Genomic DNA, 19,125 nt, shown 5'->3' on the forward strand with positions numbered 1-19,125 from the left:
AAGGTAAATAATTTACCGGCGTTTATTTAGCAATAGCCACTCCGATAAATGAATCTGCCGTACCATAATACAAATACCATTTGTCTTTAAAATAAACAAGCCCTTCAGAAAAGGTAGTTCCGGCCGCATACTGACCTGTTATTTCATGGGGCAGCGATGGCCTTAACAGACAGGTATCCGTTCTGAAAACAACTTTTTCCATATCGTTGATATCAAATACTGCTTCACCGACGGAATAGGTTCCTTTGGGCAAGGATGGATCTGCTTTTTCGTTCTCAGCATTTTTACCATTGTACAATAATAATATGCCTTTATCTGTCACCAATGCCGGAGGGCCGCATTCGGTAAGATCACTGTCGAACTTACCCGGCCGGGTAATCATTGCTTGTCTTAATTTGCCATCGTTATCAACCAATGGATACCAGTCGGATAAATTGGTTGACCATGCCAGGTTTACAAAATGTTCGCCCCAGTACATCCAGTATTTATTATTAATCTTTGCCAGTATCGGTCGTCCATTTCTCATTTTAGTAACCATCGAAGCAGACTTCGATGCCATATTTAAAAATTTACCTTTATAAGCAACGGCAAAAGCAGGTCCTTTTTTCGTCCAGTGAAAAAGATCTTTTGACATAGCGATGGATAAACGGGGCACATCATAATTCCAGGCAGTAAACGCCATTACATAACGGCCATCTTCAGTTTCTACAACTCTTGGATCTTCGCAGCCGCCGGGATAATCGTACTGCTTAAACGGGCTGTTATCCGGGAATAAAACCGGCCTGGGGAAATGTTTGAAATGAATGCCATCGCTACTAACGGCAAGGCCTATACGCGAAGTTCGCCCACCCAGGATGGCTGCGGGATTATCTTCGCTTCGGGTAAACAAATATACCTTGCCATTTTTTACAACAGCCGCGGGATTAAATACATCGGCCTTCTGCCATTTAACCATTGCCTTTTTTAGCGAATCATAAAACACCAATGAAGAGTCGGCTTTTAAAATGGGTGTTGATACTGGTTTGTAAAACGCAGACAAATCAGCCAGTTTTGCCTTTTGAGCCAATAAGAAAACAGGCCATAAAAATATACTAAGGCAATAAATTATTTTTTTCATATGCAAAGGTTGTTTCTTACAACAACGCTCAATTTACTCTTTACTGCTGATATCAGGTCTTGTTGTAAAAGATTTTCATTTCATCAATATTGTCTGCCGGGCATAAAAAAGCCCGCAGCCGATACAACTGCGGGCGGGTATTTTTAAAAATTGAATACAGTTATTGTCCAAAGACCAATACCTGAAAAGTGCCGGCAATCATTTTAGGCCTGCCACCGCCTGCAGGTGCAGCTTCAAGGTCTGCAGCAGGCAAATATATTTTGTGTGTTGCTTCATCTACTGCAATTGTTCTGGCAGATCTTTTTGTTGTGATGGTAGCCACCGTTTCAAATTTACCGCCAGCAACTTGTTTCACTACTGTCATAGTTCCTTCACCATTGCTGGTGTAAATCAACTGCTGCGCCGCATCATATCCCACACCATCGCAACCTGCACCAATTGCTATTTTATCCACAACCTTTCCATTAGCTGCATTGATGATCATCAATAATTTATTATCACCACAGCCGGCAAAAAGCATGTTGGCTTTTGCATCGTATACCAGTCCTGTTGGCGCTTCACCCGGTAAAATTGACCAATGCTTTTCGACTGTATTTTTCGTAATATCAACCATTATTATTTCATTCTTATCCTCAATGTTTACAAATATTTTGCCCTTGTTATTACTTACTGCTGTTTCCGGCTTTCCGCCTACCGCAATGGTGGCAACCACTTTTTCTGTTAATGGATCAATTACAGAAAGATCCTTGCTCCGGCCATTGCAGGTAATAATTTTTTTGGAGAACTCGTCATAAAAAATAGCATCCGGATTTTCGCCTGTTGCAATTTGAGACAGCACAGCATTGGTATTTAAATCAAACACAGTCACATTATTTAACCTTCCATTGCTTGTGTACCCTTTATTTAAAGAAGGAATAAATGCAATGCCATGAACCCCTGTGGTATTGGGTATAACACCTACGGAATCACCTGTTGTTTTATCCAGGATATTTACTTGTCCGCCATGCGAAACGAATAACTTATTTGAGTTGGGTAGTAAGGCAAGATAATCCCAGCCCCCCTCGCTTTTTATGTGAAAAGTATTTAGCAAATGGATTTTATCAGGTTGTGCCGTAGCTATCGTGGCAGTTCCAACCATCAGTACTGTAGAAATAATTAATCTGGCAAGTTGCATACTATTAAGTTTACAATAAAGTTAATTACAGATTCTGAAGTAATACTGAAGATATTTGCTTCCACCCGATGAATGACTGTTGCCCGGCAGTTTACACTGGTTAGTTATACTGTTTTTAACCAGGGCCAACTTACCTTCCGTTTGTCAACCGGTGTAATTTTTTTTGAATTGTTTGTATAAACAGATTTACCACAGAATTATCTTTTATTTTTAAGGATGAAGCTGCTGATAATAGAAGATGAACAAGCATTGAGAGATGCCATACAACAATACATGGAAACCCAGGGCTACCTGTGCGAAATTGCAGGCAACTTTGAGGAAGCCATGGATAAGATTGATTACTATGAATACGATTGCATTGTTGTTGACATTGGCCTGCCTATGGGCAGTGGATTGGATATAGTAAAAGAATTAAAATCAATAAAATCAAAAGCGGGCATCATTATCATTTCTGCAAGGGATGCCGTGGATGATAAAGTAATGGGCTTGCAGCTGGGCAGCGATGATTACCTGACCAAACCTTTCCATTTATCGGAGTTGAATGCAAGGGTGGCAGCCATTATACGGCGCAGGAATTTTGGTGGAGAAGAAAAGATATTGTTTAACGAAATTGAAATACATCCTGCGGCAAAATCTGTAAAGATGAATGATAAATACCTTGATTTAACGCAAAAGGAATATGACCTGCTGGTTTATTTTATCAGCAACAGGGGCAGGCTAATCACTAAAAGCGCGTTGGCACAACATATTTGGGGAGACCAGTATGATCAGGCAGAGAGTTACGATTTTTTATATACCCACATAAAAAATTTGAGAAAAAAAATGATGGAATCGGGTACGGCAGATTACATTAAAAACATTTATGGCACCGGTTATAAGTTTACCGATAATTAATGAGTTGTTAAGATGAAATTACTTACAAGAACCACTACTTATTATTTACTTTTTAGCCTGCCGCTATTGCTTTTGAGTGGTTTGTTTTTATACTACAGTATTGAAAGGGCACTGCAGCATGAAGTTGATGAAGAATTAGAAAACAGCAAAGTGATATGGATACAACACTTAAACAATTTGCCGGCAGATAAAGATATACTGGAATTAAATAACCCCTACGTACAAATAGAAAAAACCAATATAGCTCCGGCCAGCAATTATTATTCTGATACACTGGTATACGAGCCGCTGGAAAATGGAAAAGACCCGTACAGAAATCTTACTGTTTTTATTAATCATAACAATCAACATTATAAACTCTCTTTTCAACGCTCAGTACTGGAACACAAAGCAGTTTTTAAAAAATTGATTCTATTGATGATTTATGTTTTTGGTGGCTTACTGCTGCTATTTTTAATGATCAATTTTTATATCAATAAAAAGTTATGGAAACCTTTCAATACCTCGCTGCAAAAAATAACTACACTCAACATGCAACAACTGCAGCAGGTACATTTTGATGCAGTAGCTATCAGTGAATTTAATGCACTGAATAATTCCCTCAATGCCATGACAAAAAAAATGCAGGGTGATTACCTTTCGATGAAAACCTTCACCCAAAATGCAAGTCATGAAATACAGACACCGCTGGCCATCATTCAGTCGAAACTGGAATTACTGATGCAGGATAATTTGCTTACGGAACAGCAAATTGTTGCTATCTCATCTGCCTTTGAAGCTACACAACGATTGAGTAAACTAAACCAGGCTTTATTGCTGATTACAAAAATTGAAAATAATCAATTTGAAGCCAGCGAAGCGCTGAGTGTAAAAGGTGTTGTAGAAAAATACCGCTCATTTTTTGCAGAATTACTGGATCAAAAAAAGATAACGGTTAGTGTAAACGTACATGGTGACTGGCTATTAAGCATTCATCCTTTGCTGGCAGATATGTTGATATCAAATTTGTTTAGCAACGCCATCAGGTATAGCAGCCAGGGAAGCAATATTACCGTTGAAATTAATCAGGATAGCTTTGAAATTATTAATACCAGTACGTTGCCGTCAATTGACGCAACACGGTTATTTCAGCGCTTTGTAAAACACGATAGTACAACAGGCAATGGGCTGGGCCTTGCCATTGTAAAAGAAATTTGTGATACAAACGCTATTAATATCCGCTATACACATAACAATACAACTCACCGCTTTAAACTCACTGCTTCCTGAAAATTTTTACGCAATGAAAAAAAGGCTACAGCTTTTAGCAAATCAACTTACACAGAAATCGCTTTTGATAGCATGTTTACTTATCATCTTTCTTTTTCTTTTTGCATTGATCACGCATGAAGTGGTTTTTGAAAATGAAGCATCGTTTGATAGCAAGACGATTCATTTCCTTTCAATGCACTCGTCCCCTGCTATCATCAAGATAATGCGAGGTGTTACTTTTTTAGGCTCTTTTTACTTTCTGGCACCAGCCTATTCACTGCTGATAGCATATCTTTTGTTGCACAAAAAAACAACGTATGGAATCAGTATATTGGCGATTGCAGTTAGCAGTACCCTGGTACTGTTTGGGTTAAAACTTCTTTTTCGCCGTCATCGGCCGGCCTTGCCTTTAATACAGGATATAGCCGGTTATAGCTTCCCCAGCGGGCATGCCCTTTCTGCGTTTATCTTTTGCAGTATTTTAAGTTACCAGGTGTCATTAACCTCTTTGCGGATAATATGGAAATGGATATTGATAGCACTGTTCATGTCTGTAGCTATTGCTATTGGCATTAGCAGGATTGTATTGAATGTGCATTACGCCACAGATGTATTGGCAAGCTTTTGCCTGGGAATCGTATGGGTTTTACTGTCGTTTGAAATATTTAAAAAATGGCACCGTCAACCGTAATATGGCAATAATTCTTTAAGAAGACAGAATGCAATAAGCCAGCACCGTTTTATTCCTGTTTAAAAAATCATCACAACTGTTCCGGCAATAATCAGCAACGCCCCTATAGCGGTTTTTATAGTTAAAGCTTCGCCTAAAAATATTACCGAAAGAATGATGGTAAGGGCAACACTTAATTTATCTACCGGTGCTACCTGAGACACTTTTCCTATCTGTAGCGCCTTAAAATAAAATATCCACGAGAGGCCGGTTGCAACGCCGGAAATAATTAAAAAAATAAGGTTGTGTTTGGATAAAGTGGCCAATCCTTTTGCCTCACCCCTTGCCAGCACAATACCCCAGGCCACCAATAAAATAATAATGGTACGTATAGCCGTAGCCAGGTTAGAGTTTACATTGGTAATACCCACCTTGGCAAAAATAGCGGTAAGTGATGCAAACAAAGCAGACAACAATGCATAAATCCACCACATAAGTATAGTTTTTTGATAAGAAAATAGCCTTTTTCCAACTGCAAAAATCACCATCAATTTTTACGGTGTATCAGTCTTAAAAATGAGGGCAACACTATCAGTAACAAAGGCAGTGCCACACATAAACCGCCAATAACGGCAATGGCTAAAGGTTGGTGCAATTGAGCACCTGCACCCAGCCCCAATGCCAGCGGTAATAAGGCTATAATGGCTGCACTGGCAGTCATTAATTTGGGCCTGAGCCTGGCCGCAATGGCGAAAACAATGCTTTGCTCTGTGTTCATAGTAAGCCTCGCCTGTGCAAATTGCTGGTAGGTAAAAATGGAGTTTTCTCCGATAATCCCCAAAATCATGATGATGCCGGTGTAACTGCCGACGTTTAATGGTGTGTGGGTGAGATAGAGTGCCAGCAAGCATCCTGCCACGCCCAACACCGCTAAAACAATAATAACAAAGGACACAATAAAATCGCGAAATAAAACCAACAATACAATAAATACCAATAGACAAGCCGTTAATAAAATAATCAGCAATTCGCTGAAAGCTTTTTGCTGCTCAGCGTAAGAACCGCCATATTCAACATGGTAGCCTTGCGGCAGCGATAATTTTTGCTGCATGTTTTGCTGAATCTCTTTCAAGGTACTACCCAAATCGCGGTTCTCCAGCCTGGCTGTTACTACACCAATCATTTTTTGATTTTCTCTTTCTATTTCGGCTACACCTTTTTCCAGGCGAATGGTGGCTACTGTGCTGATGGGCTTTAGTGACCCATTGGGCAATAAAATATTACCCGCATTTAAGGAGCTTACGGTGGTACGCAATGCATTGGGATAGATCATACGGATGTTCACCAACTGCTCCCTTTCCATCACGGTACTGATCACATTGCCTTCCAGCTGCGTTTGCAACTGAAACTGAAAATCGGTCGGCGTAATTCCAAATTGCGCAAGTCTCGCTACATTCGGCTGAACCATTACCTGCGGACCGGCAATTACAATTCCATCAAAAACATCTGCAGTGCCATTTACACCCCGTACAATATCTGCAACTTGCTTAGACAGTGCCTCCAGTGTTTGCCGGTTATCGCCGTACACTTTTATTTCAACAGGTTGTACACTGGTCATCAGGTCTCCCAGCATATCACCAATCACCTGCCCAAAATCAACTTTTAATTGAGGCAGGGTGGCTTCAATTTTTGCCCGCAAGTCTGCCGATACATCATCTGTAGTTTTACTCCGTTTCTTTTTTAATTGTATCAGGTAATCGCCGCGATTGGGTTCCGTAATAAAAAATCCCATTTGAGTACCAAGGCGACGGCTGTAACTTGCTACCTCAGGCTGCTGCTGAATGATTTGGTCCACCTCTTTCAGCATGCGGTCTGTCTCGTCCAATGTGGTACCTGGCGGGCTGCTGAAGTCAAGCACAATCCCGCCTTCATCCATTTCGGGTAAAAAGCCGGACGGCAGTTTGCCGGGCAATAGATAAACTACTGCAGCACATGCCACGGCAAATAGAACACCTATCCATGCATGCCTCACAAAGAAGCGTATCCATCTTCCCCGCTCCTGCTGCTTTATTGCTGCAACTGGATTATTTAGTATTTTGACAGGCTTATCCTTTGGACTAAATAATAAAAACAATGCGGGCAGTACCAACCAGGTAATAAAGAAAGAAACTGTTAAAGTGATGATCATTGTAAAAGCCAGCACCTTAAAATAAGCACCGGCAACTCCGCTCATTAAAATGAAAGGAATAAAAATCACGATTGTGCTAAGCGATGATCCTACCATTGCAGGCAACAAATAATGAATGGCCTTGCCCACAATTACAGACATGGTTTCCTCCGGATGTTCTTCGTGACTGCGATGTATTTGCTCTACTACAATTACGGCGTCGTCAATCATCAGCCCGATGGCAGCAGCAATGGCGCCGAGTGTCATAATATTAAACGTATAACCAACTGCGTTCAGCACCACCAGCGTTAAAGCAAGTGTGGAGGGTATTGTAAGCAATAAAACCAAACTGGATTTAAGTGATCGCAAAAAAACAACCACCACAACAATAGCCAGTACAATACCAATCCACAAAACATCTTTAATACTCTGCACACTGTCCTGTACAAAATCTGCCTGCAAATAGTAAGGCCTTATTTTTACATCTTTCGGCAAAATTCTTTCCAACTCTTTTACCTTTTGCAATACGCCATTGTTCACATCAATCAGGTTGGCAGAGGGTTGTTTTATCACCGCAATCAATGGCACATCCTTTCCGTTGGCATTGATCTTAATGTATTCTTTCATCTCCGCTATCTGCACTGTTGCAACATCTTTCAGCAGCACAATTCTTTTGGCTGAATTCAACACAATTAAATTTTCCAGCTCGCCTTTTCCATTTACGGCATTGTCAGTAAGCGTTAGGTATAACCTGTTATAATCGCTGATATAACCGTTGGACTGCAATACATTTGACTGACCCACCACCGTGGCAATCTGCTGCGGCGTTATGCCTGCCTGGGTCAGTTTATCGGGGTTTAATATTAACTGGTATTCCTTTGTTTTGCCGCCAATGACTGCTACATCCGCAACGCCAGGGGTTGCCGCAAGAAAAGGCTTTATTTGCAGTTGTGCTATTTTTTTTAACTCCACCTGGCTTCGGTTACTCTCAACCGAAAATCCCATCACCGGCAAAATTGAAGGATTCATTTTTTCTACCGTAATCTGCGTACCGGTCAACAGGTTTCCTCTTATTTCATTGATAAGCGATTCCATTTGCAGTTTTGCCAAATCAACATTGGCGTTCCACTTTAAAAACACAGAAATTTCACAACTGCCTCTTGATGTAGTACTGCGGATATAGTCAAGGCCCTCCGTTCGTTTGATGACATTTTCCAGCGGAATGGTAACTGTTGTCATCATCTTATCAACCGGCTGCTGGCCTGCGTCTGCAATTACTTTTAATTTAGGAAAAGTAATATCAGGAAAAAGCCCCGTCTTTAAAGTGGAGTAGCTATAAATACCCGCCAGTATCAGCAATACAGCCAATCCAAGCAAAGGCTTTTTATAATGCGTGTGAAATTGTTTCATTCAATTTGTATAACCTGCTATACCGGCTTTTTATAAAATATTATTGTTGTCCCAACGAAAGCACCATGTTGATCATTGGAGGCGTCGCACTCGTGTACATGCTATCCTTGCTGAACTTCCTGCTTACGCCAGCTTATTTATCACAGATAAAAGCAAAAAATCAGTAAGACATTTTACGATCAGTTATTTTTCTATATTGACCAATGCAGAATCAGCCAACCCATATCCTCCTTTTACAATTATTTTATCATTGATACTAATGCCCGACTCCACTTCTTTTAAAGAATCATTTTGCGAACCAACCGTGATGGGCACCCGAACCGCCATTGAATCATTGGCCAGTTTCATCACCCAAAATTCATCCTGTGTTTCATTGGTTTGAATCGCTGTCAATGGCAGACAAAGCACATTTGTTTTTTGTTTCATTGGTATCCGTACCAGCAGGTTCATATTCTCCGGTAATTTTTCGCTGGCAGGTAACTGAATAAAATACTGTTGTGTTTGTGATGCGGGATCAATTACAGGAACACTCAGTGTGATGGCGGTATTTATTTTTTTCCCATCTGGCAATACTACCTGGCAACTACGACCATTATAAACATACGCGTGGTATTCATAGGGCACGTTAACAGAAAGCACCAGGGAAGAAGGAATTGTAATAGTGGCCAGCACATCACCTTCATTTACAAAATCACCGTTAATATAATTCACCGCGGTAATAAAACCGGCAGCACTGGTTACAATCTTAATAGGTTGCTGAAATTGTTTGAGCGAAGGCTCCCGTTGGTCGATATTTTTTAACGCATCCTGTTCCTTTGTTTTAATGTTACAAAAAACTGAACCCGAAGAAATACGGTCACCAACCTTCCAGGGAATATTAATAATGTACCCGGCAATATTAGCCCGTACAACTACCTTTTTTTGAAAAACCGTATTTCCATTTAATTCCAGAAAATCTGTAAGTGATTGCTTCACCGGCTTCACAACCGTAACATTGGTTTTTATGGCAGCTGGTGTCTCTTCTGTGGTATTTTCCTTTTGCTTACATGTAACAACCCCGGCTGTTATTACAAAGAGGATGATTAAAGATCGGCGTAATTGCATCAGCAAAATAGTTTACCAGTTATAATAATTGTATTGATTGGTGTACAATAAAACATTGGTAGAGGCCAGCGCTTTATTTTTTTGTGTTACAGCATAATCCTGCAAAGCGTTGATATAATCCATCACAGAAACCTGGCCCCTTATCACTTTATCTTTAATAATATCGAGTAGCAGTTCCTGCTTGTGTATCTGCTGATCAAGCAAGGTGATTGTTTGCTGCCATTGTATTATTTGCTGTTTTGCATTGCGTAAATTATTTTGCTGCAATAGCGATGCATTATTGCGGTAAGCCTGCAGGTTAGTCAGCAACACACTATTTTGGCGCTCATTTAATTTCTTTTGTTTGCCATCATAAATAGGCACCAGCAAATGCACACCAGCACTCAACCCGGCATTGCGAGGCAGGTTACTGATATCAGAGGAATAAACGCCGGTGGAACCCATGGCACTTACCTGCGTTTTGTATTTTATATTAAACACATTTTGCTGTGCCACCAGGTTCAGACTGTCAAGACGGAATTTTTGAGCGTAATAATATTCATCTGGTGCAGGCTGTAACCTTATTTGCGGAGGTGCCAGTTCAAAAATTGCAGTATCAGCAATTGCTGCTAGACTTTTCAGTAACCCGATGCCATTAATGTATGCAAACTGTAGTTGCAGCAAATCGTTGAGACTGGTGGTTTGCTGAATATCAAGCAAGAGATAATCATTTTGTTGCAACAGGCCCTGTTTCACCAATGCGGTTACAAAAGGTTTACGGGATTCAAGCTGATCGATAATTTTTTGCAGGTAATCCGTTTGCTGTTTAAACTGGTAAGTGATAATGTACTGATCAATGATAGATTTTTTTAAATCCTGCTCCAGCTGCCTGCGGCTAAAAGCAGTTATATCGCTCTGTATTTTATTTTGATCGTACAAAGGCTTTATAAGTGCTTTATTAAAAATGGGGATTGACACGTTGAGTTGGCCTGCATACAAACCTCCATTAGTTAAAGCAGCATCATACCCTATTGCCTTGGGCGATGGATTGGGTGTAACAGCGATAACACGCCCATTGTTAAAAAAGAGAGGTGCAAAAATATAATCGGCGGTAAAATTTACCTGTGGCTTTTTATTTTGTGCGGTAATGATTTCATTTTGTATTTTAAAAAACTGTTGCAGGTTGGTGTTTTCAATTAGTGAAGGAGTATTTTGTAATCCTGCCTCAATAAAATATTCTACAGTCTTGCTTTGTGCTCGCAAAAGAAAGGGCAGTGAAAAAAATGCCACCAGTAAACTTATTTTATACATGAAAGTTTGCCTTTTGTTTTGATTCAAGTATGCACAATTTAATATTTTCAATTGGTGTAACTAAGATTAATAACTCCAGCACGTTTATAATAATTACAATGGTAAAGGCTCATTCTGAAGAAATTCTGATTATTCGGTTTATTAAAAGCAAGTTCTTTAAAATCTTTACAATATAAAAATCAGATAGCTGCCTTATCAGACACATTGAGGTTATTAAATTAAAATAGCATTACCTTGTCAGGCAATGCTATTTTCCAAATCTTATTTTATCGAAACTACATAATTCGCCGGAGTGAATCAACCTATGCTGTCTGGTTTCTCAAATTTTTTATTTCGTCATGCGCACTTCGTAACAATTCCTGTTGTTCTCTTATCATGTCTTTTAAATAATGGGGAATATGTTCTTCAGTCAATGCATCCTGGTACGCTCTTTGGGCCGCATCTTCCCCGGCCTCGCAATTTGAAAGTATTGAATGAACATCATGGCCGGTGAAAAGCGCCTTGACATCCATCCAGGCCCGGTAAATTTTGCCGCTGGCCATGGTTCCTTCGGCCATTTCGCCGCCAAGCACCTGCACTTCCCTTCCCAGGGCATTGCGTAATTCCCGGCTTTCATCAATCATCTTTTCAAAAGTTACCGAAAGGTCTGTATCATGCCCTTTCAATTCTTCAATTGCTTTTTCATAGCCAGCAATACGGTCATTATTGATCATAATAAGATCATTCAGCGTTTCTATTGTTTCATTTTTGTTTTCCATAATTGAAAGTTTTCTTACTGTGGCTTAAATTCCATGCCAGTTGTTGCCTTTAACTGCTTAATAATTTTCAATAATAATGATTTCTTCATAATTGACAGGCCTTGCCAGAACCTGGGTCGAATAGTCTAATTAAAATGTACGGTAAGGTTTTCAGCTGAAATTAAATGCGTTGTTTTGAGCAATCTCTTACACAATGTAGCAACTCGAGTTCCCGGCAATAAAAATGACGTTTAACAGGGGGCTTTAATATCGGGGAGAAGACCTTGAAATGCCGTCCACCGCGGCAGATACGAAAGCGATACTGTGTGAGGTATTGTTTTTACAAAATCCCTGCTCACTCCCGTTTTCAGGATTTTTTTGCACGCCGTGTTTCTTTTTTATTATTAAAATTTGGGGCGAAAATTAATACCCAAGGACGAATTTTGGTGTCCAATCTTTACCGAAATTACAATGGGATAATACTCTTTGGGCAATATTTTTCGTGAAACCTGTATACTGCTTGTGGTACCCGATGAATTTAATATGTAGACAGTTAGATCATGGCAATAATAAAGCCCCTTGTGAAAGGGGCTTAGTATCGGGGAGCAGACTTGAACTGCCGACCTTCGGGTTATGAATCCGATGCTCTAACCAGCTGAGCTACCCCGACATTTCGGGGTGCAAATATAGGCGTTTTTACCAAATGCCAGAGACTAAAAACTTAAAAATTAAACGGGGTATCCAAACATGGAAGGTTTTTCCAGGAATATATAGGCAATTATTAAGCGCCGCCAGGGACAAAACTTTAATCAACAGTAAGGGAAGCTATGAATATTGATTGCTGCGGCTGAGGGAATTAGAAGTATAAGAAGCTAATTTATTTTATCTCTAATTTTAATAACATCTCTTTTTCAATAAAAGCTTCCAAATCGTCTCCCACCACGCATTCTCCTACTCCTGCCGGGGTACCTGTAAATACCAGGTCGCCGATGTTTAAAGAAAAATAATTAGAAATGTGAGATATAATATAATCGAAAGAAAATATCATTTGGTTACTATTGCCTTGTTGTACCAGTTCTTTATTTTTATAAAAACTAAAGTTGAGGTTTTTTTTGTTGAAGGTTGGAGTAAGATCTATAAATTTTCCAACAGCAGCGGAGTTATCGAATGCCTTGGCTTTTTCCCAGGGTAATCCTTTCGATTTTAATTCATTTTGAATGTCCCGGGCGGTAAAATCTATCCCAACGGTAATGCCATTGTAATAATTGGTGGCATGTCTTTCCTGAATGTATTTTCCATTTTTACATATTCTCAATACCAGTTCGCATTCGTAATTAAGCTCGTTGGTAAATTCAGGATAGTAAAAGGGCGTATGGCTCTGCAGCAAAGCACTTTTAGGCTTCATAAAAATCACAGGCTCGTCTGGTATTTCGTTGCCAAGTTCATTGGCATGTGCCGGGTAATTCCGGCCAACACAAATTATCTTCATTTTATTTTTATTATTAGGATAGCCGGGGTTTAGAGAGCGAATATAAACAAATCAAATAAACAAAACAATTGTGTGATTACCATGCAGTTTAAGGCTGTATAGAAAGTTTGTTTACTTCACTCATAGTTTGCTCAATACCCGCAACAGCGATACGTTCAATTATTTCGATGCATTTTTTGATTTTCAACTGTACTGTTGCCAGCTCACTAGCCAACCACTTACTTAGCACAAAGTCAGCTTGCATACCCCTTGGATAATTATTACCGATTCCAAAACGAAGCTTGGCATATTTATCCGTTCCTAAAGTATTTTGAATATCTTTAAGTCCATTGTGCCCGGCATCAGATCCAGCCGCCCTCAATCTCAGTTTATCCAACGGTAATGCAAGATCATCCACAATTGTGAGCGTATTTTCTAATATCACTTTTTCTTTTTCCATCCAATATTTAAAAGCCTTACCGCTAAGGTTCATGAAAGTAGTAGGGCAGATACAAACAAATACATGTCCTTTCCATTTCACTTCTGCTACCATGGCCAACCGGTCAGTTCTGAAAGTGCCGCCATGTTGCTGCACAAATGCATTTACCACGTCGAACCCAATATTATGACGGGTATTAGCATATTCACTACCAACATTTCCAAGCCCTACAATTAAAAATTTTGACATTAAAACGAAGATAAAATAAAAGCAGTTGCTGCCAATATTCTTTATATCAATGTTGCAAATTCTTGAAAATAATTAAACGTAATGAAATTAGTTTTTAGTACAATTTATAATATTCTGATTTATTGTTTGCCACACAGATTTGTTCACGTTTATTCCAAAACAAGAACTGATATCCAATAGTAATAGTAACAGTATTTTTGGTGGCATTTTTTGAATCATTAGCTTTCCCCATATAATTTACCGTAAAAAACCGGCCTGTTAAGGGCCGGTATGAACAAATTATTTAAACAGCATTTCAGATCATTTGCTCTCAAATTAATCAACTAACAGTTTTGCTTTTTTTCCTGAAGATCTTACTTAATATGTTGAGGGCGCCTAACTTAACGGGGGCTGCTTTTCTTGCCACGATATTAGCTAAACCTAGCTCCATTGCAGTTCCGAATAATTTTCTGGCAACACCCGCCGATTTTCCAATTACCAATCTGTTAGTAAGTAAGCTCAGTCCTACTCCCATCCCAGTATTCACAATCTTCTCAACAACATCTGGCGAGTGTACAACCTTGTTCAAAGAATTTTTTAAAATATTAATCGGTTTCATGCTGTTGTAAGTGTCATGAAATTGCTTGACCAATTTTTCTTTCTGTTCTTCAGTTTGTTCCTCCAGTTGCCTGATGGAAGTCCGCAACTCCTTCACATTATTAATTTCCATGGCCATCAATTGAGTAATTTTTTAATAATAAGGTCGCCAACAGGTTCTTTAATCCATTTATTTTTAAAAGCTACGATCAATGCCCCAATCAGCAAATATAAACCTCCCACTATAAAAAAGCCATACCATGCTTGCCCCAAAACCGATCCCAGCCAAATGCATAATCCAAGATTTACGATAACAAAACCAAAGATCATCACCCCGGCAATAATTAGTCCCGCTGTAAGAGATGCAATAATATCGGCTGATTTGTCGACTGTCTTTAATTTAAGTAGGTCAACCCGCGTTTCCACGTAATCTCCCGCAGTTTCAAACAATGCTCCAATTGAATTTGGCTGATTTTCCATTTAAATGATTTTACCCTAACTTATAAAGATTAAAAAACTAAGACAAAGAGTGCTTGATACGGGATTGCGCAGTTGTTGCTTTTTCTTTTCCTTCAGCAATCGCATCTTCTGCGTCAGCTTTCGCAGTCTCTATCTGATCAGAAATACTGTCTACAAGATCATTGAATTTTGCCTTGAGAGAGTCCGTTAAGTCTCCGCTTTTTTTACTGATTTTTTTTCTTGTATCAGCTCCTTTTTCAGGTGCAAATAAAATACCCAATACTGCGCCAGCGGCGGCTCCAATCAAAAGGCCGGTGATAATTTTAGAAGAACTCATAGTTTTAAGTTTTAAATTGTTTAAGAATTTCTATCCTTTAAATCCAAAACACTGCCAATTTTTTATTAAGGTATATAATTCTCTTTATTATTAGAAAATAACTTCAAAGTTTTTACTATGCTTTAAAAATTAAAATGCAGGGTAAGTAATTTGAGTAAATTGTTACCCGATGGAGTACTACTTCTTACCAGGTGGTAAAGAATTGCAGCATTAATGAAATTAAAACAAGTGTATAGGTGCGGTTTCATGCGCCCGAAAAAAAACGACGGAGCAGTTAACTTTTTTGGATGACTTTTTGAGTATTGCTCTTGTAAGTTTTAACAAGTATAACTTGGATAAATTTTTATTCTTGTATTGTCTTTAAAAAGTTAGCTGGCTAATCAGCATTCAAAAACAATTTTACCACATTATAATGGCAGCAGTGACCTTTTACATAATTACTCTTTATGCTCAATGTTATTAAACAATTACAAATAGACAGGCGTATTCGGGTTGGTTATGGGACTGCGTTTTTGCTTTTGCTCATTTCTTTTCTATCTACTTTTTACGCAAACCGGGAATTATTGAAACAAACTACCAATATTACCCGGGCAGACGGAATTGTTATCCATCTTGAAGACCTGATTTCAGGAATAAAGGATGCGGAAGCAGGCTTAAGGAATTATTTTATAACGAAAGATGACAAGTTTTTGGCGCCTTACCATGCCAGTTTACAACAGGTAGAAAATTCATTTTTACTGTTGAATGTTTCGTTCAGCAATTTGCCTGGCAAGCAACAAAAATTACTTCAGTTAAAGTCTTTGTCAGATAGAAAATATCAATACCTGTCGACTGAATTACAATACTTTTTAAAGCACAATTCCTTTATCAACGATTCACTTATTGCAATTGGTTATGAGGGTAAACCCCTCATGGATTCTATCAGTCAAATAGTAAGATCGATGGAGGCAGACGAAAAAAATCAGTTGGTTGAAAAGGCCGCCAATCTTGACAACCGCTATCATACACTGAACGTGTTTATTGTTATTTCCGCTATACTAGCTCTGTTATTTGCCTTGTTGGGCTTGCTCACGTATATCAGGGAGAAAAAGGCCCGACAGGCCTCAGATAAGAAAGTGATTGAATTTCAAAAGCAATTAGAGTTAAAAATAAATGACCTGGCCAATGCGAATAAAGAGCTTATACAAATGCGCCGCATTGAAAAATTTGCCGCTACTGGAAGAATAGCCCGCAACATTGCCCATGAAGTACGTAACCCGCTTACCAACATCAACCTGGCAATAGCACAACTAAAATCCGAATTGCCTGATACAGATGATAACGCTGCTCTTTTATTTGACATGGTAAACAGGAACAGTCAACGAATTAACCAGCTGATCACAGAATTATTAAATGCAACCCGTTTTGCAGAATTGAATTATCAACCCGTATTGATAAGCGTGTTACTGGATGAAGCCCTGGAATTAGCAAAAGACAGGATTGTTTTAAAACAGGTGAAGATTGAAAAATATTATTCAACTAACCAATTTACTATTTCAGCGGATAAAGAGAAGATGAAAATTGCACTTTTAAATATTATTGTAAACGCAGTTGAAGCTACTGAAGCAAAGACTGGCATTGTAAAAATTAGTACAAAACGAGAGGATGATAAATGTTTGATTGAAATTGCCGACAATGGGATAGGAATGGATGCACTAGCACTCAGCAAACTTTTTGAACCCTATTTTACCACCAAACAAAAAGGCAATGGCCTGGGCCTTACTAATACCCAAAATATTATTTTGAATCACAAGGGAAGCATTCAGGTGGATAGTGCACCAGGAAATGGAACACTGTTTTCATTACGTTTTGAAATTTTAAGTTAGATTATTTTTCGCCTGTTACAATAGCCATAATGTTGATACGAGGAAGGAATTCATATAAAACAACAACAAATTAGCTGCAACCCAATTTTTTTATTTTGCTGTGTAACGCAGATTTTAAGGATTCGGAAGCGTAGCATTAAAAATAAGAGGGGGCCCTTACTTCTCAAAATACTGGTTGCCTTGGCTTTAAAATAAAAGACGGGAATAGTGTGGAATGAATTGCCAATTGCGATTCGAAAAAAATGCTAAACAATCAATTCAAAAGCCAGTCTTTTTATTATTGCCATACACAAAACACATAAATAATTAATTACCAATTACTAAAACATTATTCATTTAAGAATGAGAATGTAGAAAAATATCTACAATTGGGGAATGCTTCCGGATTGAACTGAAGCAAGCGCATTAAGAATTGCATCTTTGGAGAAAGGCTTTGGAATAAAAAGATCAACGCCATTTCGAATGGCTTGTTGCCGGTCTTCGATTGTATCGTATGCCGTTATCATTATTATTTTGGTGCCCGGATAATCTTTTTTGATGGCGGCGGCAAAGTCTGCCCCGAACCCATCGGGCAAATGATTATCTAAAAAAACAACTGCAGGGGCTACATTTCTTAATGCAACTACGGCATCTGCTAAATTATTAACATAATTTGTAAGGCAGCCTTTTTGTTTTAATATTCCACTCAAAAGATAGCAAATATCAATTTCATCATCAATAATAAGCGTTTTCAAATTGTCTGTTTTTAAAGAGGAAAGATTACCAAACGTTTTGATTCACTGAAATGCAAATCATGAACAACAATTTCAAAGCCAACTAAAAAATTTGACCGTTAAAAGTTGAGACCTAGCTATAACGAATTGCAAGCGTTGTATATTTTAATATTTGATAATATTTTTCACCATAGCTGAAATTCAAACAATTTATAATAATAACCTTTCAATTTTTTATTGGTTACATTGTTTAATGTAAATTGTCAACCATGCACAAGAAAAAATTTTCTCTCTACCATTTTTTAAAACAGGTTGCAGCTGAATTTATTGACGATAATGTAATGAAGTATAGTGCTGCGCTGGCTTATTATACCGTATTTTCCCTGGCTCCCATGCTGATTATTATGATTACAATTTGCGGGATATTGTTTGGGCAGGAGGCTGTTGAAGGGCGGGTGTATATTGAGATAAAGGATCTTGTAGGAAGCCCGGCTGCCCTACAAATACAGGAAACTATAAAGAATCTTCATCTCACAAAAAACAGTCCGGTGGCAGGTACCTTTAGCATTATAGTTTTAATCATCGGAGGAACGGGAATTTTCGGAGAAATGCAGGATTCTTTAAATAAAATATGGGGCTTAAAAATAATAGCAAAAAAAGCCTGGTGGAAATTGATCATTAACCGTTTACTTTCCTTCTCGCTCATCATTAGCCTGGGCTTTGTACTCATAGTATCTCTTTTGTTAAATGCATTGGTGGCCATTATTGGCAATCATCTTAACAGCATACTTTCAGGAGTAGGTAAAGTTTTTATTCCTGTGATCGACAATGTGCTTTCATTTGGCATCACTTCCCTTCTTTTTGCCATTATTTTTAAGGTTTTGCCGGACGCCAAAATAAAATGGAAAGACATAACAATTGGCGCTTTTATAACAGCCATCTTATTTACACTTGGCAAATTTTGTATAGGATATTATTTGGGCCGAACCAATTTAGCCTCCATTTACGGAGCCGCAGGATCAGTAATTATTATCATGTTATGGGCCTATTATAGCTCGGTAATTTTATACCTTGGAGCAGAATTTACTAAGGTATATGCCAACGAACATGGTACCAGTATCCAGCCATCTGAGTACTCGGAATGGATAAAAATTAAGGAAATTCCAGTTTTAGAAGTTACCCTAAAAAAAGAAGTATAAGTAGTT

General features: G+C 38.6%; 18 protein-coding genes and 1 tRNA gene. 5 read left to right on the plus strand and 14 right to left on the minus strand.

Translation table 11 applies throughout. The features are described from left to right. Window positions 1-22: 22 nt before the first annotated feature. On the minus strand, window positions 23-1,117 hold the full coding sequence (locus tag JWR61_RS02160) for a glycoside hydrolase family 130 protein (protein WP_301926215.1): 1,095 nt from the start codon (window positions 1,115-1,117) through the stop codon (window positions 23-25). Window positions 1,118-1,277: 160 nt separating this feature from the next. After that, the gene (locus tag JWR61_RS02165) at window positions 1,278-2,291 is read right to left on the minus strand and encodes a YncE family protein (protein ID WP_301926216.1); all 1,014 of its coding nucleotides are present in this window, start codon (window positions 2,289-2,291) and stop codon (window positions 1,278-1,280) included. A 216-nt stretch (window positions 2,292-2,507) separates the two neighbouring features. On the opposite strand from JWR61_RS02165, the gene JWR61_RS02170 reads away from it, so the two are divergent. Genes JWR61_RS02170 through JWR61_RS02180 form a run of 3 tightly spaced genes read left to right on the plus strand, consistent with a single transcriptional unit; the run spans window position 2,508 to window position 5,127 of the window. Then, window positions 2,508-3,185, plus strand: a complete 678-nt coding sequence (locus JWR61_RS02170; RefSeq protein ID WP_301926217.1) for a response regulator transcription factor — start codon at window positions 2,508-2,510, stop codon at window positions 3,183-3,185. A gap of 12 nt (window positions 3,186-3,197) precedes the next feature. Then, window positions 3,198-4,454, plus strand: a complete 1,257-nt coding sequence (locus JWR61_RS02175) for a HAMP domain-containing sensor histidine kinase (protein WP_301926218.1) — start codon at window positions 3,198-3,200, stop codon at window positions 4,452-4,454. A gap of 13 nt (window positions 4,455-4,467) precedes the next feature. Continuing rightward, a complete protein-coding gene (locus JWR61_RS02180) occupies window positions 4,468-5,127 on the plus strand; it encodes a phosphatase PAP2 family protein (protein WP_301926219.1) in 660 nt (219 codons plus the stop codon). Between the two features lie 59 nt (window positions 5,128-5,186). Here the strand turns inward: JWR61_RS02180 and JWR61_RS02185 are convergent, their stop codons facing one another. From JWR61_RS02185 to JWR61_RS02235, 11 genes are all read right to left on the minus strand, one after another. Then, window positions 5,187-5,600 carry an EamA family transporter gene (locus JWR61_RS02185; RefSeq protein WP_290340292.1) on the minus strand — a complete coding sequence of 138 codons (414 nt, stop codon included), beginning with the start codon at window positions 5,598-5,600 and terminating at the stop codon, window positions 5,187-5,189. A 53-nt stretch (window positions 5,601-5,653) separates the two neighbouring features. Then, window positions 5,654-8,683, minus strand: coding sequence for an efflux RND transporter permease subunit (locus JWR61_RS02190; protein ID WP_301926220.1), 3,030 nt, complete (start codon window positions 8,681-8,683; stop codon window positions 5,654-5,656). A gap of 183 nt (window positions 8,684-8,866) precedes the next feature. Beyond that, window positions 8,867-9,787: an efflux RND transporter periplasmic adaptor subunit gene (locus JWR61_RS02195; RefSeq protein WP_301926221.1), complete on the minus strand. Its 921-nt coding sequence runs from the start codon at window positions 9,785-9,787 to the stop codon at window positions 8,867-8,869. A gap of 12 nt (window positions 9,788-9,799) precedes the next feature. After that, the gene (locus JWR61_RS02200; RefSeq protein ID WP_301926222.1) at window positions 9,800-11,077 is read right to left on the minus strand and encodes a TolC family protein; all 1,278 of its coding nucleotides are present in this window, start codon (window positions 11,075-11,077) and stop codon (window positions 9,800-9,802) included. 302 nt (window positions 11,078-11,379) lie between these two features. Next, entirely contained in the window at window positions 11,380-11,835 is a 456-nt protein-coding gene (locus JWR61_RS02205; RefSeq protein WP_301926223.1) for a PA2169 family four-helix-bundle protein, read from the minus strand. Between the two features lie 575 nt (window positions 11,836-12,410). After that, window positions 12,411-12,484: transfer RNA gene (locus tag JWR61_RS02210), tRNA-Met, on the minus strand. 207 nt (window positions 12,485-12,691) lie between these two features. Continuing rightward, on the minus strand, window positions 12,692-13,303 hold the full coding sequence (locus tag JWR61_RS02215; RefSeq protein ID WP_290340298.1) for a fumarylacetoacetate hydrolase family protein: 612 nt from the start codon (window positions 13,301-13,303) through the stop codon (window positions 12,692-12,694). Window positions 13,304-13,391: 88 nt separating this feature from the next. Further along, entirely contained in the window at window positions 13,392-13,970 is a 579-nt protein-coding gene (gene pth / locus JWR61_RS02220) for an aminoacyl-tRNA hydrolase (protein ID WP_290340299.1), read from the minus strand. Window positions 13,971-14,289: 319 nt separating this feature from the next. Beyond that, complete coding sequence (locus JWR61_RS02225) at window positions 14,290-14,679, minus strand: hypothetical protein (protein WP_301926224.1); 390 nt, start codon at window positions 14,677-14,679, stop codon at window positions 14,290-14,292. Between the two features lie 5 nt (window positions 14,680-14,684). Further along, on the minus strand, window positions 14,685-15,026 hold the full coding sequence (locus tag JWR61_RS02230) for a phage holin family protein (protein ID WP_301926225.1): 342 nt from the start codon (window positions 15,024-15,026) through the stop codon (window positions 14,685-14,687). Window positions 15,027-15,063: 37 nt separating this feature from the next. Next, complete coding sequence (locus JWR61_RS02235) at window positions 15,064-15,342, minus strand: YtxH domain-containing protein (RefSeq protein WP_301926226.1); 279 nt, start codon at window positions 15,340-15,342, stop codon at window positions 15,064-15,066. 446 nt (window positions 15,343-15,788) lie between these two features. Here JWR61_RS02235 and JWR61_RS02240 point away from each other — a divergent pair, with 446 nt between their 5' ends. Continuing rightward, complete coding sequence (locus JWR61_RS02240; protein WP_301926227.1) at window positions 15,789-17,207, plus strand: ATP-binding protein; 1,419 nt, start codon at window positions 15,789-15,791, stop codon at window positions 17,205-17,207. Between the two features lie 362 nt (window positions 17,208-17,569). Here the strand turns inward: JWR61_RS02240 and JWR61_RS02245 are convergent, their stop codons facing one another. Continuing rightward, on the minus strand, window positions 17,570-17,941 hold the full coding sequence (locus JWR61_RS02245; protein ID WP_301926228.1) for a response regulator: 372 nt from the start codon (window positions 17,939-17,941) through the stop codon (window positions 17,570-17,572). A gap of 248 nt (window positions 17,942-18,189) precedes the next feature. Between JWR61_RS02245 and JWR61_RS02250 the strand changes: the two genes are divergently transcribed. Beyond that, window positions 18,190-19,119 carry a YihY/virulence factor BrkB family protein gene (locus JWR61_RS02250; RefSeq protein WP_301926229.1) on the plus strand — a complete coding sequence of 310 codons (930 nt, stop codon included), beginning with the start codon at window positions 18,190-18,192 and terminating at the stop codon, window positions 19,117-19,119. Window positions 19,120-19,125: the final 6 nt, after the last annotated feature.

Source organism: Ferruginibacter sp. (assembly GCF_028288465.1).
Lineage (GTDB): Bacteria > Bacteroidota > Bacteroidia > Chitinophagales > Chitinophagaceae > Ferruginibacter.

What these genes read in the sequence shown, in the direction of transcription:
- JWR61_RS02160 (WP_301926215.1), bottom strand. Translation starts at nt 1,117, where the DNA reads ATGAAAAAAATAATTTATTGCCTTAGTATATTTTTATGGCCTGTTTTC.
- JWR61_RS02165 (WP_301926216.1), bottom strand. Translation starts at nt 2,291, where the DNA reads ATGCAACTTGCCAGATTAATTATTTCTACAGTACTGATGGTTGGAACT.
- JWR61_RS02170 (WP_301926217.1), top strand. Translation starts at nt 2,508, where the DNA reads ATGAAGCTGCTGATAATAGAAGATGAACAAGCATTGAGAGATGCCATA.
- JWR61_RS02175 (WP_301926218.1), top strand. Translation starts at nt 3,198, where the DNA reads ATGAAATTACTTACAAGAACCACTACTTATTATTTACTTTTTAGCCTG.
- JWR61_RS02180 (WP_301926219.1), top strand. Translation starts at nt 4,468, where the DNA reads ATGAAAAAAAGGCTACAGCTTTTAGCAAATCAACTTACACAGAAATCG.
- JWR61_RS02185 (WP_290340292.1), bottom strand. Translation starts at nt 5,600, where the DNA reads ATGTGGTGGATTTATGCATTGTTGTCTGCTTTGTTTGCATCACTTACC.
- JWR61_RS02190 (WP_301926220.1), bottom strand. Translation starts at nt 8,683, where the DNA reads ATGAAACAATTTCACACGCATTATAAAAAGCCTTTGCTTGGATTGGCT.
- JWR61_RS02195 (WP_301926221.1), bottom strand. Translation starts at nt 9,787, where the DNA reads ATGCAATTACGCCGATCTTTAATCATCCTCTTTGTAATAACAGCCGGG.
- JWR61_RS02200 (WP_301926222.1), bottom strand. Translation starts at nt 11,077, where the DNA reads ATGTATAAAATAAGTTTACTGGTGGCATTTTTTTCACTGCCCTTTCTT.
- JWR61_RS02205 (WP_301926223.1), bottom strand. Translation starts at nt 11,835, where the DNA reads ATGGAAAACAAAAATGAAACAATAGAAACGCTGAATGATCTTATTATG.
- JWR61_RS02215 (WP_290340298.1), bottom strand. Translation starts at nt 13,303, where the DNA reads ATGAAGATAATTTGTGTTGGCCGGAATTACCCGGCACATGCCAATGAA.
- pth (WP_290340299.1), bottom strand. Translation starts at nt 13,970, where the DNA reads ATGTCAAAATTTTTAATTGTAGGGCTTGGAAATGTTGGTAGTGAATAT.
- JWR61_RS02225 (WP_301926224.1), bottom strand. Translation starts at nt 14,679, where the DNA reads ATGGAAATTAATAATGTGAAGGAGTTGCGGACTTCCATCAGGCAACTG.
- JWR61_RS02230 (WP_301926225.1), bottom strand. Translation starts at nt 15,026, where the DNA reads ATGGAAAATCAGCCAAATTCAATTGGAGCATTGTTTGAAACTGCGGGA.
- JWR61_RS02235 (WP_301926226.1), bottom strand. Translation starts at nt 15,342, where the DNA reads ATGAGTTCTTCTAAAATTATCACCGGCCTTTTGATTGGAGCCGCCGCT.
- JWR61_RS02240 (WP_301926227.1), top strand. Translation starts at nt 15,789, where the DNA reads ATGCTCAATGTTATTAAACAATTACAAATAGACAGGCGTATTCGGGTT.
- JWR61_RS02250 (WP_301926229.1), top strand. Translation starts at nt 18,190, where the DNA reads ATGCACAAGAAAAAATTTTCTCTCTACCATTTTTTAAAACAGGTTGCA.